The 17,056-nt window shown below is 51.9% G+C and carries 12 protein-coding genes and 1 riboswitch; of the genes, 5 read left to right on the top strand and 7 right to left on the bottom strand.

What is annotated here, in order from left to right; translation table 11 throughout:
• Position 1: 1 nt before the first annotated feature.
• Positions 2-1,810 (top strand): M56 family metallopeptidase, encoded by a 1,809-nt coding sequence (locus tag B5F34_RS06340; protein ID WP_087336241.1) that lies wholly within the window; start codon positions 2-4, stop codon positions 1,808-1,810.
• Positions 1,811-2,253: 443 nt separating this feature from the next.
• Positions 2,254-4,680: a glycoside hydrolase family 3 N-terminal domain-containing protein gene (locus B5F34_RS06335; protein ID WP_087336239.1), complete on the top strand. Its 2,427-nt coding sequence runs from the start codon at positions 2,254-2,256 to the stop codon at positions 4,678-4,680.
• A 12-nt stretch (positions 4,681-4,692) separates the two neighbouring features.
• Here the strand turns inward: B5F34_RS06335 and miaA are convergent, their stop codons facing one another.
• The 7 genes from miaA to B5F34_RS06295 form a co-directional block, all read right to left on the bottom strand.
• Positions 4,693-5,592, bottom strand: coding sequence for a tRNA (adenosine(37)-N6)-dimethylallyltransferase MiaA (gene miaA / locus B5F34_RS06330; protein WP_087336238.1), 900 nt, complete (start codon positions 5,590-5,592; stop codon positions 4,693-4,695).
• A 108-nt stretch (positions 5,593-5,700) separates the two neighbouring features.
• Positions 5,701-6,264, bottom strand: a complete 564-nt coding sequence (locus B5F34_RS06325; RefSeq protein ID WP_087336236.1) for a hypothetical protein — start codon at positions 6,262-6,264, stop codon at positions 5,701-5,703.
• Between the two features lie 33 nt (positions 6,265-6,297).
• Positions 6,298-7,074: an acyl-ACP--UDP-N-acetylglucosamine O-acyltransferase gene (lpxA, locus tag B5F34_RS06320; RefSeq protein WP_087336234.1), complete on the bottom strand. Its 777-nt coding sequence runs from the start codon at positions 7,072-7,074 to the stop codon at positions 6,298-6,300.
• A gap of 8 nt (positions 7,075-7,082) precedes the next feature.
• Positions 7,083-8,468 (bottom strand): bifunctional UDP-3-O-[3-hydroxymyristoyl] N-acetylglucosamine deacetylase/3-hydroxyacyl-ACP dehydratase, encoded by a 1,386-nt coding sequence (locus tag B5F34_RS06315; protein ID WP_087336232.1) that lies wholly within the window; start codon positions 8,466-8,468, stop codon positions 7,083-7,085.
• 3 nt (positions 8,469-8,471) lie between these two features.
• The gene (gene lpxD, locus B5F34_RS06310) at positions 8,472-9,512 is read right to left on the bottom strand and encodes a UDP-3-O-(3-hydroxymyristoyl)glucosamine N-acyltransferase (RefSeq protein ID WP_087336230.1); all 1,041 of its coding nucleotides are present in this window, start codon (positions 9,510-9,512) and stop codon (positions 8,472-8,474) included.
• Positions 9,513-9,725: 213 nt separating this feature from the next.
• A complete protein-coding gene (locus B5F34_RS06305; RefSeq protein WP_087336228.1) occupies positions 9,726-10,958 on the bottom strand; it encodes an HD domain-containing protein in 1,233 nt (410 codons plus the stop codon).
• Positions 10,959-11,153: 195 nt separating this feature from the next.
• Complete coding sequence (locus tag B5F34_RS06295; RefSeq protein WP_087336350.1) at positions 11,154-12,005, bottom strand: helix-turn-helix domain-containing protein; 852 nt, start codon at positions 12,003-12,005, stop codon at positions 11,154-11,156.
• Between the two features lie 354 nt (positions 12,006-12,359).
• Here B5F34_RS06295 and B5F34_RS06290 point away from each other — a divergent pair, with 354 nt between their 5' ends.
• The 3 genes from B5F34_RS06290 to B5F34_RS06280 all read left to right on the top strand — a co-directional run bounded on the left by B5F34_RS06290 (position 12,360) and on the right by B5F34_RS06280 (position 17,052).
• A complete protein-coding gene (locus B5F34_RS06290) occupies positions 12,360-13,544 on the top strand; it encodes a multidrug effflux MFS transporter (protein ID WP_087336225.1) in 1,185 nt (394 codons plus the stop codon).
• A gap of 52 nt (positions 13,545-13,596) precedes the next feature.
• Positions 13,597-13,805, top strand: a riboswitch (cobalamin riboswitch).
• A 66-nt stretch (positions 13,806-13,871) separates the two neighbouring features.
• On the top strand, positions 13,872-15,893 hold the full coding sequence (locus B5F34_RS06285) for a TonB-dependent receptor plug domain-containing protein (RefSeq protein WP_087336223.1): 2,022 nt from the start codon (positions 13,872-13,874) through the stop codon (positions 15,891-15,893).
• A 16-nt stretch (positions 15,894-15,909) separates the two neighbouring features.
• Positions 15,910-17,052 carry a YncE family protein gene (locus B5F34_RS06280; RefSeq protein ID WP_087336221.1) on the top strand — a complete coding sequence of 381 codons (1,143 nt, stop codon included), beginning with the start codon at positions 15,910-15,912 and terminating at the stop codon, positions 17,050-17,052.
• Positions 17,053-17,056: the final 4 nt, after the last annotated feature.

Here is a 17,056-nt window from a genome sequence, read left to right as displayed (position 1 = left end):
CATGGGAGCCTTCTTAGTCTATATCATCAAGTCTGCCCTTTGCCTGGGAGTCTTCTATCTGTTTTACCGCCTGTTGCTGAGCCGCGAGACCCTGCATCATTTTAACCGCGTGGCCTTGTTGGGTGTGTTACTGCTGTCTGCCGTGGTGCCCTTGATAGAGGTCAGTACGGAGCAACCCATAGGCGTGGGGCAGACGATGCTGACTTTGGAGCAATGGCTGGCCCCGGCTGGAGGGGAGCCCGAGGCTTCTCCCGCTCCTATGGAGGAGGCGAGGACTGTGTGGCCGTTGGTCTTGTTAGGGCTTTACTGCGTGGGCGTGTTGTTCTTTCTGGTGCGCAATGTCTGTTCGCTCGTCAGACTGTGGCAGTTGCTGCGGGTGACGCAACGCGATGACATCCACCGTTATGTGCCCGACGCACCGCGGGTATGGCTGTTGGTGCACCGTCGCAAACTTGCTCCCTTTAGCTGGATGCGGTGTATCGTCATCTCCCGTCGCGATTTGGAAGAAGACGGGCGTCCCATTCTGCTGCACGAGCTGGCGCATACCCGTCGGGGACATTCGTGGGATTTGTTGCTGGTCGACCTCTGCTGCTTCATACAGTGGTTCAATCCCGCTGCCTGGCTTTTGAAGCAGGAACTGCAGACGGTACACGAATACGAGGCCGATGAGGCTGTGCTCTCTGCCGGCATTAATGCCAAGGAATACCAGTTATTATTAATAAAGAAAGCTGTTGGCACAAGGCTCTACTCTATGGCCAACAGCTTAAATCACAGTAAACTTAAAAAACGTATCACTATGATGATGAAAGAAAAGTCAAGTAAGTGGGCATGCGCGAAATTCTTTTATGTACTTCCGCTGGCAGCCGTAGCGGTTGCCGCTTTTGCCCGGCCCGAAGTATCAGAAGTCAGCAACGGGCTTTCCAGCGCCAAAGTTACGGATTTGGCAGCAATTGTAAAAGCCGGGAGTGAAGAAAGTGTGTCGCGGGATACCGTTGTCAGCATCGTTGTCAGTTCATCCGACGATAGCGGGCAAGATAAAACTTCCCTTGGAACTTCCCGCGTAGGGCAAGACCTGGACAGCCTGGTGGTGTATGATGCTGTGGAACAGTCACCTGCATTTCCCGGCGGCATGTCTGCTATGTTGCAATATTGCAAGGATAACATGCGCTATCCGCAGACGGCTAAAGAGAAGGGCATTGAGGGACATGTGGTCGTGCAATTCATTGTGGACGAAACGGGTAAGGTGACCAAGCCTGAAGTGTTGCGGGGTATTGATGCCGAGCTGGATGCCGAAGCCATCCGGCTGGTAAAGGCTATGCCACGCTGGACACCTGGGCGGAGAAACGGAAAGGCGGTGCCTATGACGTTTACAATTCCTGTCAAGTTCCGTTTGGACGATAAAGGGGAAGCTGCCAGCAGCACTTCTGTCAGTGTTTCCCATAGCACTTCAAATGGTAATTCTTCCAGTTTCTCTTACAGCACTTCCCGCTCGGGCACTTCCTCCAGTTCCTGGTCAATCAATGCAGTAGTGCCGGACAAGGATAATGGGCTTTATGAGCATATCGGCATCGTGGCATTTTCTTCCCCCAAGGGCATAACGACCGACTCCGATTCGGTGTTTATTGTCATTGATGGTGTACCTGCTACTCAGGAAATGATTCAAACGATTGTGCCCCAACAGATTTCCAGCATCTCGATGCTGAAAGGCGAAGCTGCCCGGAAACTGTATGGCAACAGGGCGAAACATGGTGCCATTCTGGTAGGTACCAAGAATAAAGAAACTGAAAACGGCCAGGTTTCTGGAAAGTAACGGCCGGTGCACAACCACAGCGGGAGGTTGTGCAGAAGGCTGCATAAACAGGGAGTCAAATTCCTGGCATAAGATTGCATTTACTCTTATCCGCACGGCGCCTGCTGAAAGGCATCGTGCGGATATTTTTTTCTGTCGTAAGGAATTGTTTTTCCTGAAACTTCTCTTACCTTTGTCTTCCTATTATGGTGTCAGAAGCAGATCCGCGGACGCACGGCAGGTGGTAGTGATGTACGGGTAGCATTGTGTGTGGGTTAATATCTTACTGATAATCAGCAGGATGATTCTTGTATATAACGAACTTGCTGGTTGTCGCTTGGAAACAGGCTGCTTATCGCTTTGCCATTTCTTTGTAAAGGCTTTGCAGCACAAGGAATCTTTGCGTGCTTGCTTATCAACCGACTGAGGTGAGAATTGTCAAACTCAAAATGAAATAGAACGAAATGAAACTAAGCAGAACATCGGCCGGAGTTGTCCTATTGGCTTTCGGCTTGGCGCTGCCTTTGCAGGCGCAGGAAAAGTCTGTCCGTGACATCTATCATAAAGGATGGACAGATTTCAATAAGAATGGTGTAAAAGATATTTATGAGGACTCCACGCAGCCGGTAGAAAAGCGGGTGGACGACCTTTTGCGGCAAATGACCGTAGACGAAAAGACCTGCCAACTGGCTACACTCTACGGTTATGGCCGTGTCTTGCAGGATTCATTGCCCGTTGCAGGCTGGAAGCAGGCTATATGGAAAGACGGCATGGCCAATATCGACGAGATGCTCAATGGCGTGGGAGGACGGTCAAGGCGGGTGGAGAATCTGCTGTATCCGTTCAGTAACCATGCCCGGGCGCTCAATGAAGTACAGCGCTGGTTTGTGGAAGAGACGCGTCTGGGCATACCTGTGGATTTCTCTAACGAGGGCATTCATGGGCTTAATCACACGAAGGCCACTCCGTTGCCGGCACCCATAGCCGTGGGTAGCACCTGGAATCGTGAACTGGTGCGCCAGGCGGGGGTTATTGTCGGACAGGAAGCACGCGCATTGGGCTATACCAACGTCTACGCGCCCATCTTGGATTTGGCACGCGACCCGCGCTGGGGGCGTACGCTGGAGTGTTATGGTGAAGACCCTTATCTGGTGGCGGCCTTGGGAGCAGAGATGGCAGGAGGAATACAGTCGCAGGGGGTAGCCTCTACGTTGAAGCATTATGCCGTCTATAGTGTGCCTAAAGGAGGACGCGACGGCAATTGTCGTACCGACCCCCATGTGGCGCCGCGAGAGTTGCATCAAATGTATATGTATCCTTTCAGAAAGGTAATCGGCGAAGTGCATCCTTTGGGCGTGATGAGCAGCTACAACGATTGGGATGGGGTGCCGGTGACAGCCAGTTATTATTTCCTGACCGATTTGTTGCGTCATGAATATGGCTTCGACGGCTATGTGGTGAGCGACAGTGAGGCAGTGGAGTATGTGCAGACCAAGCATCACGTGGCCGATACTTATGAAGAGGCTGTGCGTCAGGTGCTGGAGGCAGGGTTGAATGTGCGTACCAATTTTACACAGCCGTCCGACTTCATCCTTCCGGTGAGGAAACTGCTGGCAGAAAAGAAAATATTCATGGCTACCATAGACCAGCGGGTAGGCGAGGTGCTCTCTGTGAAATTCCGTTTAGGGCTCTTTGAACATCCTTACGTAGAAGACCCTGCCGCTTCCGACAAGGTAGGAGGGGTGGAGCGCAACCTGGATTTTGTGAAAAAGATGCAGCAGCAGTCGCTGGTGCTTTTAAAGAACGAAGGGGAATTGCTTCCTCTGGACAGGCAGAGGGTGAAGAAAGTGCTGGTGGTTGGTCCTTTGGCCGATGAAGATAACTTTATGGAGAGCCGCTATGGTCCTAACCGTCTGGAAAAGGTGACTGTATTGGAAGGGCTGCGTACTTTCCTGAAAGGTTCGGCAGAGGTGCGTTATGCCAAGGGGTGTGAGGTGGTGAACGAAGGGTGGCCGGCCACCGAACTGATTCCTACGCCTCTGACTGCCGCCGAACAGGAGGGCATTGCCGAAGCGGTGGCGATGGCAGATGACTGCGATGTGGTTATTGCTGTGTTGGGCGAGGATGATAATTGTACGGGCGAAAGCCGTTCGCGCTCGTCGTTGGATTTGCCGGGAAGGCAGCAGCAATTGCTCGAAGCTTTGCAGGCAACCGGCAAACCTGTGGTGCTGGTGCTGGTCAACGGGCAACCGCTGACCATTAATTGGGCCGACCGATATATCCCTGCTATCCTGGAGACTTGGTTCCCTGCATGCCGCGGTGGAGAGGTGATTGCGGAAACGCTCTTTGGCGAGTACAACCCGGGAGGTAAACTTCCGGTAACTTTCCCGAAGTCGGTAGGACAGATAGAACTGAACTTTCCGTTTAAACCCGGTTCGCATGGTGGACAGCCTCAGGCAGGACCTAATGGTTCCGGCACTACAAGAGCAGATGGAGAGCTTTATCCCTTTGGCTTCGGATTGAGCTATACCACCTTTGCGTATTCCGATTTGGAGGTAGAACCGCTCAGTCAGCCGGTGCAGGGTGACTATACGGTGACATTCAACCTCACCAATACCGGAAAATATCCCGGTGATGAAGTGGTGCAATTGTATGTCAGTGACAAAGTAAGCAGTGTTATTACCTATGAGTCGCAGTTGCGGGGATTTGAGCGTGTATCGTTGCAGCCTGGAGAAACCCGCCGGCTGACGTTTCGCTTGGTGCCGGAAGATTTGCAGCTGTTGGATCGCAATATGAACTGGACGGTAGAGCCGGGCGAGTTTGAAATCCGCATCGGTGCTTCAAGCCGTGATATCCGGTTGAGGAAGACGGTTACAGCACTGCCTTTATAAAAGCGGGGAGGGCTATGTCAGTTGAGCGTGCAGATACGCCATTATCTCCGCCTCTTGGTCGGGGTGGAACCAACGAATGTCTGTATCGCGTTTGAACCATGTCATCTGTTTGCGCGAATAGATGCGCGAGTTCTGCTTGATTTTTTCGACGGCGAAGGGCAAGGTCCATTCGCCGTCCATGTACTTGAACAGTTCTTTGTAGCCCACCGTGTTCAACGAGTTGCACGCCCGTTGCGGATAGACGCGATGTGCCTCTTCCAGCAGACCATCGGCCATCATCTGGTCCACACGGTGGTTGATTCGGTCGTACAATTCCTCGCGGTCGCGCGTCAGGCCCACTTTCACGATGCGGAAGGGGCGTTCTTTCCGGGTCTGTGTGCGGAAGGAGGTGTAGGTGCGCCCCGTCATGTAGCAGATTTCCAAAGCATGGATGACGCGCTTGGGATTCTTGAGGTCGACAATACGATAATACTCCGGATCCATCAGTCGCAGTTCGGCGCAGAGATGCTCCAAACCTTCTGTTTCGTATTTTCGGAGGAGGAGTTGGCGCGTGTCTGCATCTACGGTGGGTATGTCGTCAATGCCTTTGCATACAGCATCGACATACATCATCGAGCCGCCTGTCAGCACCACGGCATTGTGGCGGGTAAAGAGTTCGTCCAACAATTGTAGCGCGTCGGCCTCATATTGTGCGGCACTGTAATAGTCGGTCAGTCGGAGGGTGCCCACGAAGTAATGCTTCACCCGCGCCAGTTGTTCGGGGGTAGGAGCTGCGGTGCCGATGGGCAAGTCGGCATACAATTGCCGCGAATCGGCAGAAAGAATGCAAGTCTGGAAAGTCTCGGCGAGGCGCAGGCTAAGTTCTGTTTTGCCCACGCCGGTAGGGCCGATAAGTACAATGAGGGTGTTCATTTTAATGAAGAATGAAGGATGAAGAATGAAGAATTGTAGCGCAGTTCCGTCCTCACCGGAGATTCTTCATTTGCGCGTAGCGCGATTCTTCATTCTTCATTAAAAAAATTAGTATCTGTCATCGTCATAAGGGTTCCCGCTGCCTTCGTCAAAGCCTCCGAACCCATCCTTGTCGAAGTCTTCCATGTCGAAGTCTTGATCGCCATAGAAGTTCTCGTCCAGGTCCATAGCTGCAGCATTGGTCTTGGCCTCAAACTCGTTGAAGTCCATCAACTGTTTGGGTGCGTCACCTTGTTGCTTGGTACATTTGGCTCCCTTCATGTGTTTGCCGGTGATGATTTCAGACAGTTCGATGAAGAAACAGCGTTCGGTCATCATGTCAAACACGTAGACGAGTTTCTGTTTTTCGTCTTCCACCAGTTCGCTGATGCGTGTGTCGCGCATCACCCAGCTGTCCATCTCCGGGTTGTCATCCATTTCTTCCAAGGTGATTTCCTTTTCCTTCTCCCAGTCATCGTCACAGATGAAGAAGGAGGTAATTTGGTCGTCGGCATAACCCACGGAGCGGATGATGGCTTCATGAAAGTCATAGAAGGTAGCTTCGGGGTCAATCTGTATTTCGCGGAGGAAGTCGTCTGCTTCGTCCGATATAAGGGTGAATCTGTAAATCATAGTTGGGTATGTTTATATTAAAGTGTTGAACCGTTATTTCCCGCCAGGGATAATACCCCGTGCCGATTCGCGGATGAAAGTGACAATATAGTTGATTTCCGGTGTCATCTCCATCTCGTCTTCGATTTTCTTCAGTGCATCGGTCGTATTCAAGCCACTTTGGTAGATAAGTCGGTAGGCATTGTGTATCTGTTCGATAGTTTCGTTGGAGAAACCGCGGCGTCGCAGTCCCACGATGTTGAGTCCTGCATAGCAGATAGGCTCGCGTCCGGCGATGATGTAGGGCGGGATGTCTTTGCTGAAGCGACAGCCTCCTTGTATCATGCCATATCCGCCTACGCGGCAGAATTGGTGCATCAATACGCCTCCGCTAATGATGGAGTTGTCGTCGATGACGATTTCACCCGCCATTTTGGTAGAGTTGCCGATGATGCAGCCGTTGCCCAGTGTGGCGTCGTGTGCCACATGTACACCTTCCATCAGCAGGTTGTTATTGCCCACCAGAGTTCTCCCTTTGGCCGCTGTGCCTCGGTTGATGGTCACGTTCTCGCGGATAAGGTTGTTGTCGCCCACTTCGGCCGTGGTATCTTCACCCCTGAACTTCAGGTCCTGGGGTATGGCGCCGATGACGGCTCCCGGAAAGATGGTGTTGCCATTGCCGATGCGCGAGCCGTAGAGAATGTTGGCATTGGGCATGATTTTATTATTGTCGCCAATTACCACGTTCTTGTCGATGAACACGAAAGGACCGATTTCTACGTTATCGCCTATTTGGGCTTCGGGATGGATATATGCTAAAGGACTGATCATATTTTGAATTATTTGTTTTTTACTATCTGTGCCATAAATTCGGCTTCGCACACCACCGTTTCGCCTACAAAGATGTATCCTTTCATTGTGGAGATACCTCGGCGGATGGGCGCCATCAGTTCGACGCGGAAGATGAGCGTATCACCCGGCACTACTTTGTGGCGGAACTTCACGCCGTCTATTTTCAGGAAATAGGTGGAGTAACGTTCGGGTTCGTCTACCGAGTTCAATACCAGCAAGCCTCCCACCTGTGCCATGGCTTCTATCTGGAGCACGCCCGGCATAACGGGTTCTTGCGGGAAGTGTCCTTGGAAGAACGGTTCGTTAGCTGTGACGTTCTTGATGCCTACGATGTAGTTGGCGCCCATCTCGATGACCTTGTCCACCAACTGGAACGGATAGCGATGAGGCAGCAGTTCGCGGATGCGGTTGACATCCATCAGCGGCGGTCGGTTGCAGTCGTAGTTGGGAGCTTGTATTTCGTGCAGGCGTATTTCTTTACGCATGCGGCGGGCAAACTTGTTGTTGATGGTGTGTCCCGGTCGGGTGGCGATGATGCGTCCTTTGATGGGTTTGCCGATGAGGGCCATGTCGCCGATGACGTCCAGTAGTTTATGGCGGGCACATTCGTTGGGCCATACGAGAGGTTTGTGGTTGATGTATCCCAGGTGTTTAGCGTCCATGTGGGGCACACCCATTACATCGGCCAGCTTGTCGAAATTCTCCTGCGACATTTCGCGCTCGTAAATAACGATGGCATTGTCCAAGTCTCCTCCCCGGATGAGTCCAGCCTGGAGCAGAGGTTCTATTTCACGTACGAAGACGAAGGTTCGGCTGGCGGCGATTTCGTCTTTGAACTTGGCCATATCTTCCAGCGTAGCATATTGGTTGGGGATAATGTTGGAGTCGTAAGACACCAATACGTTAAGGCTGAAATTCTCGTCGGGCAGGACGATGATAGACGAGCCGCTCTGTTCGTCGCGGAATTCTATTTTCGACTTGATGATGTAGTAGTCTTTCACTGCATTCTGCTCTACGGTGCCCACGCGTTCTATTTCGTTGACGTAGTATTGCGCGCTGCCGTCGAGTATGGGTACTTCGGGACCGTCCACCCGGATGAGGCAGTTGTCGATGCCCAAGGCGTAGAGTGCGGCCAGTGCGTGTTCTACGGTGCTTACTTTCACGCCATTTTGGGCGAGTACCGTTCCGCGGGTTGTCTCCACCACGTTGTCAGCGATAGCATCGATGAGGGGTTGTCCTTCGAGGTCTGTTCGCTGGATTTTGTAGCCGTGGTTCTCCGGTGCGGGGTTGAAAGTGACAGTAAGGCTGAGGCCCGTGTGCAGACCTTTGCCGCTGAGTGAAAAACTATCTTTCAGAGTCTTTTGTTTCAACATCGGTTACTTATTTAATTGTTTCTTTAGTTCGTTCAGTTCTTTGCGCAGGGCATTTAGTTCGAAGTACATGTCGGGCAGTTTGCGGAAGATTGCCTGCGACTTGAAGTAAGGCTTTTCTTCCATAGGCGGGGTGCCGATGAGGCGCTGGTCGCTTTTCACGCTGCTGGGCACTCCCGATTGTGCGCCGAACACCACCCGGTCGCCGATGTGGATATGTCCTGCAATGCCCGTTTGTCCGCCGAACATACACCATTCGCCCACCTTTGTAGAGCCTGCAATGCCCACTTGTGCGGCCATGACGGTGTGTGCTCCTATTTCGTCGTTGTGTGCCACCTGCACCAGATTGTCGATTTTGGCTCCGTGGTGCACGATGGTGGCTCCCATAGTGGCGCGGTCGATACAGGTATTGGCACCGATTTCCACATCATCTTCGAGCACGGCGATACCTATCTGTGGTATTTTCTCGTAGCCTTGGGGGGTGGGGGCGAAGCCGAAGCCGTCGGCGCCGACAACGCTGCCTGCATGCAAGATACAGCGGTTGCCCACGCGGCAGTCGTGGTAGACAGTGGCTCCGGCATAGAGTACGCAGTCATTGCCCACGTGTGCGCCATCGCCGATGGTGGCGTGTGGGTGTATGACGGTACGGTCGCCTATCACAGCGTTTTCGCCTACGTAGGCAAAGGGAGCAATCCACACATCTTTGCCCACCTGTGCGGTAGGAGCTATGAAAGCCAGCCGGTCAATGCCCGTTTTCTTCGGCTTGCTCTGTTCGTAGAGGGTGAGCAGGCGGGCGAGACAGTCGTAGGCGTTGTCCACCCGGATGAGGGTGGCCTTTACTTCGTGTTCGGGCACGAAATCTCTGTTTACCAGCACGATGCTAGCCTGGGTATCATATATATAAGGTGTATATTTGGGATTGGCAAGGAAGGTAAGCGCGCCGGGCACGCCTTCTTCTATCTTGGCAAAGGTATGCACCTTGGCCTGCTCATCTCCCACGATTTCCCCGTGGATATATTCGGCTATTTGTTTGGCAGAGAACTCCATATTGTTTTTTGTTAGATGGTTTCAAAACACAAATATCGTACTTTTTTTTATATTTCTCCCTATAAGGCTGAATATTTTATCATTTTGTCTTCATTATTCGCCATAAGTAAGGCCGGTGAGAGGCGTTGAGACCTTTGAACACACAGACTTGGTTTGGAACGCAATGCTTCTGTGCCTCTGTGTCCAAGGGCATTCCAAATGTGCCTCCGCGTTTCAAAGAGGCAGGCGCCAGTAACAGAGAAAGTGTTTTTTTACTGTGCGCGAGAGCAGGGCGATGTCGAACATGTCCGATGCCTCGGCGATGCCTCGTGTGGTACCATCGCTGAAGAGTATATCAATGCTATCGTCGGTGGGGTTGTACATGTTACTTTCGATGTCGGGGGTGGAGAGAAAGTAGCAAGCGTCGGCCGGCGGGATGTCGAGTGCTTGTGCGATGCGTGCGCGGAGTTGGGCCTGCCGTTCTTCGGGGAAGGGAGTGGGCGATACCTCGACCTTATAGAGCCTGCGGTTTACCATGCCATCGGCCAGGAGTGCCAATACGCGGTCGGGGTGATGCATCCAAGCTTTCAAGGCCGTCCAGATATCGTTGTCGTCCAGTAGCAGGAAATGTTCCGGTGCGTCGGGATCGTTGCGGAAGCGTGCGGCATCCACATCGTTGCAGAGGAAAAATCGCAGGGCAGGGGACGCGAAAAGGTGCGTGTCGCCTGCGGCAGCTAATTGCCGGGCACGTTTTAGGGTGTTGACCAGCAATTGTTCACACGCCACCGATGTCTTGTGCAGATACACCTGCCAGTACATCAGTCGGCGGGCGGTGAGGAAATTCTCGATGGAGTAGATGCCTTTGGCTTCCACCACAAGTCGGTCGTCTTTCACATCGAGCATCTTGATGATTCGAGCCGGTCCTATGTTGCCTTCGCTGACCCCGGTGTAGAAACTGTCGCGCCGCAGGTAATCCAAGCGGTCCATGTCCAGTTGGCCGCTGACGAGCTGGTGGAGGAAGCGTTTGGGGTACTGGTCGCGGAAGATGCGTATGGCAAGTGTGAGTTGTCCGTTCATTTCTCGGTTGATGCGTTCCATGAGCAGGAGCGAGATTTCCTCGTGGGTGATGCCGTGGACGAGGGTACGTTCGAGCACATGCGAGAAAGGTCCGTGTCCTACGTCGTGCAGCAAGATAGCGGCTTCTACGGCTTCGGCTTCGCTGTCGAAGATGAAATGTCCCTTGGCTGTGAGTTCGCGGATGGCTTCGCTCATCAGGTGGAAAGCACCGAGCGAGTGTTGGAAGCGTGTGTGTTGTGCGCCGGGGTACACCACGGACGAGAGGCCCAGTTGGCGGATGCGCGTCAGGCGTTGCACGATGGGGTGGCACACCAGGTCGTAGATTAGTCCGCGAGGTACTTTGATGAACCCCAAGACAGGGTCGTTGATGATTTTGCTTTCAGTAGGCATAGGCTTTCTATTCGGGCATGAAACGATAAAAAATCCCCCGTTGAAGGACGAGGGAACCCCATGTTTTCATAACGGAACAACCCTTGTCTGGGTTGGCTTCAAATTGCTCGGCAAAGGTAAGAAATATAAATGAATATGGGAAGCTGTTGCGGTGAAAATTTGCAGCTTGGGACATGCCGCCTTCATTTCCCATGCTTAAATGCGCTGTTCGCGATACTCCTTGGGTGACAGTCCGGTTTGCTTCTTGAAAAAGCGTGAGAGGCACGATTGGTCAGCGAAGTTCAGTTGGGCGGCAATTCCGGTGATAGAGAGGGTGGGGTTATTGAGCAACACTTTGATTTCAGCCACCAATTGCTCATCTATCAACTGTTTGGGCGATTTACCGTCGAGATATTGCGTGGTGGCTTCGTAGAGGTAACGTGGAGTGATGCAGAGCCTGGTGGCATAGAAAGGCACAAGATGCTCTTGGGAGCTGTGTTCGCGCACCAGTTGCATGAAGCGGTGGCACAGTTGCTGTTTGCGGTTGTATAGGATGCCGGTTGCAGCCTGTTTGTCGGGAATGGTGTTGAAGAGCCACATCAGCAAACTTTGCAGGAAGTTGTGTTCGTGTTGCGGCTGAAAAGTCGATTGGTTTTCGGCGAAAAGCATACGGGCCATATCCATCCACAGAAGCATCTCGCGCCAGGTCTTTTGGCTGCGCTCGTCGGGTGTGTGCCGGTAGCAGGGGTGTTCGTGCGTATAATTAAAATAAGGTGTATCAATGGGCAGGATAGCTTTTAGGAAGACTTCTTGCGGGAAGAAGAGGGCGCGTGCATGGAAATCGGGCGTGGTGTCGAGCACCTCCAGCAGACTTCCGGTCAGAAAAATAAGTTCGGTCTGTTCGTCGAATACATACTGCTGAACGCCGGTAGATACCAAGGCGCGTCCTTGGGTGCAGACCAGGTAAAAGCCGCAACGGAAGTGATAGGGGTGTTCCCGCAGGGGCATCAGGTCTGTGTCGAGGTAGCAGATGGAGTGGACATCGGAAGGAAAAGATGAAGATGGCATGGCGTTGTATGTTTGGATAGAAGCCGATATATTCTTTATTTGTACGGCAAAAATAGTCATTTCTTTTGAATTATCTCCAGATTGTTCTGAAAATGCCACGTTTTGCCTTGCTTTAGTCATGGTCTGTATGCTGTAGAACGTGTAATTTTGCCGCTTGAAAATGAAGAAGCAACGAAGGCTTCCTGTAATGCAGCCATGAAACCAGATAAGCTGCTGGTCGGTAGCAAGCTTTCCGGATGAAATTCCGGACAGATAAGAAGCAGGTGGTTAAGGTATAAGAAGCAGACTTCTAAGGTGTAAGAAGCAAGCGTCTGTCATTCAGGAAGTTTTGATTGCATTAAAACAGAATTTTGCATGAATCGGGAAAACGAAAAGAAAGGTTTTATACTGATGTTTCTGGGCATACTGAGTGCTTTTGGCCCTTTTGTCATGGATATGTATTTGCCCACCTTGCCGGCCATGGCCGATTATTTTGGCACCACCTCGTCGGGCGTGCAGTTAGGGCTGACAACAGGCATGGTAGGGCTGGCTGTAGGTCAGCTGCTCTTTGGCCCGTTGAGCGACCGCTATGGCCGCCGGTGTCCGTTGCTGGTGGCTATGGGCTTGTTTCTGCTTTCTACCTGGGGATGCCTGTTCTCGGCTGATATTTGTCAGTTTGTGGCATTCCGCTTTGTGCAGGGAATAGCCGGTGCGGGTGGCGTGGTGATATCCCGCTCTATTGCAGCCGATAAATATTCGGGGCGTGCATTGGCCGCCATGCTGGCAGTGATAGGTGCCGTCAATGGGGTAGCCAGTGTGGCAGCTCCCGTGGCCGGAGGAGTCTTGGCTGGCTTGGGCGGCTGGCGTGGAGTGTTCTGGTTCCTTTGGGGCTTGGGGGCCGTTTTGCTGGCGGCGTGCCTTTACTTCCGCGAATCTTTGCCTGCGTCTCGTCGGAGCCATGTGCCCTGGCGCGAGACCCTCGGCACATTTGCAGAAGTGCTGCGAAACCGCGCTTGTTTGTCTTACATCCTCCAATACGGTTTTGCCATGGCCGTTCTTTTTGTCAATATCGCTTCGGCTCCTTTCATCATGCAACAGCATTACGGTCTGACACCTGTACAGTTCAGCCTCTGTTTTGGTATCAATGCAGTGGGCATGGTAGCTTCGTCTGCGCTGGTGGTACGTATGCCTTCCATGCAGCAGGCACTTCATTGGGGCAACAACGGAATGCTGTTCTTTGCCGTCCTGCTGATGCTGGCATTGTCTGCCCCCTGCAATTTCTGGCTGTATGAGCTGTTGCTCTTTGCCTTGTTGACCATGGTCGGGCTTTCGTTTACGGCGGCTTCCGCATTGGCAATGGATAGCGAGCGGCATCATGCCGGCATAGCTTCGGCCTTGCTGGGAGTCATCGCCTTTGCCTGGGGAGGCATTGTTTCGCCGCTGGTCGGCTTGGGTGACATCCGGGTGACGGCCGGTATCCTATTCTTTATCGGTTCGCTTTGCGCGTGGGTCTGCGGACTGCCGGTGCCGGTCATGCAAATGCTGCGCAGGCGAATCTGAACGCAACAGCACTTGTTTTTGCTGTTCATTCTTGCGGTTTTCATAAAAAAGACCTACCTTTGTCGCGTCTTGTTCCGTACGGTCCGTTCGGATCGTCGGATGAAAAGGGAATCGGGTGAAAATCCCGGACAGTCCCGCTGCTGTGAGTTTCCATGACGGATGTATCAATCTGCTCTGCAAGCCACTGTTCTTGACAGAAGAATGGGAAGGCGATATATCCGGGAACGAGTCAGAAGACCTGCAAGGCAAAGTCGAAAAGCCATCCGTTCGAGGAAAGCGGCTGGTATACGTATTGGGTTATTATCAGATGACAATCGTGGGTTGTTTATGAGGAAAAATCTATGGATGCGGGTGTGCTGTGTCATGGCTCTCTGCATCGTTGCTCCGGGTATTGCTGCCCAAGAGGCAGAAACGGACTCGCTGGTGCAGCAGGAAGGATATAGTTTGGACGAAGTGGTAGTGAGCACACCTTTTATGGTTCGCAAGACGACGGCTACTTCGCCTTTCCAGGCCTTGTCCCGCTCACAGCTTGAACAGCAGGGAGTGACGGATATGGCAGATGCGCTGCGTCGTTTTTCGGGAGTGAACGTCAAAGATTATGGCGGGGCAGGGGGTATGAAAACCGTGTCCGTGCGGAGTCTTGGTGCCCAACATACGGCTGTGGCTTATGACGGCATCACCTTGACCGACTGCCAGAGCGGACAGATTGATTTCTCGCGTTTCTCATTAGACAATGTGTCCGAACTGTCACTTGCGGTAGGTGACAACGACGAAATCTTTCTTCCTGCCCGTACAGTGGCATCGGCGGCTTCTGTACGTTTGCAGACGCTGCAACCCGACTTCTCCACCCGCTCCTGGCATGTCGGCGCAGGGTTGAAGACGGGCTCTTTCGGATTGGCCAATCCTTTTGTGCGCTATGACCAGCAGCTCAGTTCCAACGTATCCATGTCGGTTTTCGGCGATTTCATGCGTGCCGACAACCTGTATCCTTTTACTTTGGTCAACGGTAAATATACGACCGAAGAGCGGCGTCAGAATAATTACATCGAAACCTGGCGCGGGGAGTGGAACCTCTATGCCCGTCCTGCGAAGCATGCTGTACTGAACGGTAAGGTGTATTATTATGATTCTTTCCGTGAACTGCCGGGTCCCGTGATTCTATATAACAGCAAGAGCAACGAAGAACTGACCGAGCGTAATTTCTTTTCGCAATTGCATTTCCAGACATATTGGGGTAATCAGTGGTCTCTGCAATGGAACGGAAAGTTCAACTGGGCTTATTCGCATTATCACGATAGGGGAGATGCATACCCCGGTGGAGCCATGGACAACCGCTATTATCAGCGGGAGTATTATACCTCGGCTGCTGTTCTTTATACCCCGTGGGAACATTGGGCTTTCTCCTATGCTGCCGACTACTCGTTCAATAATCTTACCTCAGATGCTACGTCGGGAGTTAAGCCTTACCGGCATACCATACTACAGACCCTTTCGGCCCGTTACCGTACTCCGCGCCTTACTTTGACGGCTTTGCTCTTGGGGTCCATTTACCAGAATAATGCCCGTGGAGGAGAGGCGGCCCGCGACGCCAGACGTCTGTCGCCTTCGGTGTCTGTGTCATGGAAACCTTGGGAGGTAGCCGATTTCCGTCTTCGTGCTTCTTATAAAGACATTTTTCGCGTAGCCACATTTACAGAAAACTATTTTGACCGTTGGGGAAGCCGTGATGTGCGGCCTGAAGTGGCACGCCAATTCAATGTCGGGGCTACGTATGGGATGTCTTCCCGTTCTTCGTGGGTGGAGTCGCTTGCAGGGTCGGCAGATGTCTATTATAATTATGTAGAAGATAAAATCGTCGCTATTCCTTATAATATGTTCTTTTGGACCACAGTCAACTTAGGGCACGTAGACATTTGGGGAGCAGACCTGCATGGCGAGGCAGTCTTTCGCTTGTCGGAGAGACATCGTTTACCGGTTACAGTGAATTATACCTGGCAGCACGCTGTAGATATGACAGATCCTTCGTCGGTGTATTATAAAGATCAGATACCCTATACGCCCGAACATTCCGGTGCATTCTCCGTAGCCTGGGAGAATCCCTGGCTGAATGTCTCGTTTCATGTCACAGGAGCCGGCGAGCGATATGCCTCGGTGCAGAATATAGCCTCCAATCGTTTAGATGGATATGCCGAGTGCGGTCTTGCTCTTTATCGGACGTTTCAGTGGAAAGGCGTGGGATTCTCTGTGCGCGGCGATGTACAGAATCTGGGCAACAAACAATATAGCATTGTGAAGAGTTACCCCATGCCGGGCCGCTCCTATAAACTGACAGTCAGTATTAACCTTTAAATAATAGTAGAAGATTATGAATTGGAAGAAACATTTGAAGTTCTTAGTTTGGGCATTGGCTATGCCCATGATGTTTATGGCGTGTAATGATGATGGAAACACCGGAAATGATGATGGCGAACAGCCGTTTCGCGCCGAAAGGGGTATTTATGTGTTTAATTCAGGCAATCAGGGTTCCAGCATAGAAGGCTCTTTGTCGTTCATTGACCTGGTCTCTCCTCGCGGATATAAGAACGAGGTATTCAAGGAGGTCAACGGTCGTAGCTTGGGTTCTACGGTGCAAGACGGCGTGGTGTTGGGCAATAATATGTATATTGCAGTTTCCGAATCGAACACCATCGAAGTGGTGAATAAAAACACAGTGGAGAGCATTGCACAGATCTTGCCTGCTACCGGGCAAGGTGCAGAACCGCGTGACATTGTGACGGATGGTGAATATATTTATGTATCTATGTTTGACGGGTATGTGTCGCGTATTGACCCCGCTACGAATGCGATAGACAAGACTGTGCAGGTGGGACCTAATCCTGAAGAAATGGCCGTTGTCGGTGATTATCTCTATGTGGTTAATTCAGATGGTATGAATTATGGAGGAGGTTACGTAGACGGTAAGAGCGTTTCTAAAATTAAGCTGGATGATTTTACGGAAGAAAAGAAAATCGGAGTGGGCATGAATCCTACCAAGCTGGTAGGTCATGCCGCAACCGGCAAACTGTTTGTGGCTTGTATGGGCGACTATGCAGCCAATCCGTCTTCTCTCTGGACCATTGATACGGCTACAGATACGGCTACGGATTTGCAGGTGCCCGTCACTTTAATGTGTCTGTCGGGCAACACCCTTTATACCATCTACAACAGCTGGACCGGATCCGAAAATATCCAGTATATTTCTTATAATGTTGCGGACAACAGTGTGCTGGATGAGGACTTTATCCCGGCAGAAGTAAGCAACTCGGGATTTGAGTACAACCTGGTAGACAATCCGGCTGGCATTATTGTCAATCCTGCTGACGGGCATTTCTTCATTACTTCTTATGTGAGTGATCCCGTCAATGCTTATTCGCTGCCCAGCTATGTCTGTGAGTATGATGAACAAGGGCAGCTATTGGCCAGGTATGACGTGGGGGTAGGTGCTGTGAATATGATGTTACTGGAGTGAACAC

The organism is Mediterranea sp. An20 (assembly GCF_002160055.1).
In the GTDB taxonomy this organism is placed as follows: domain Bacteria; phylum Bacteroidota; class Bacteroidia; order Bacteroidales; family Bacteroidaceae; genus Bacteroides; species Bacteroides avicola.
This window is presented reverse-complemented; position numbering and strand designations above follow the sequence as displayed.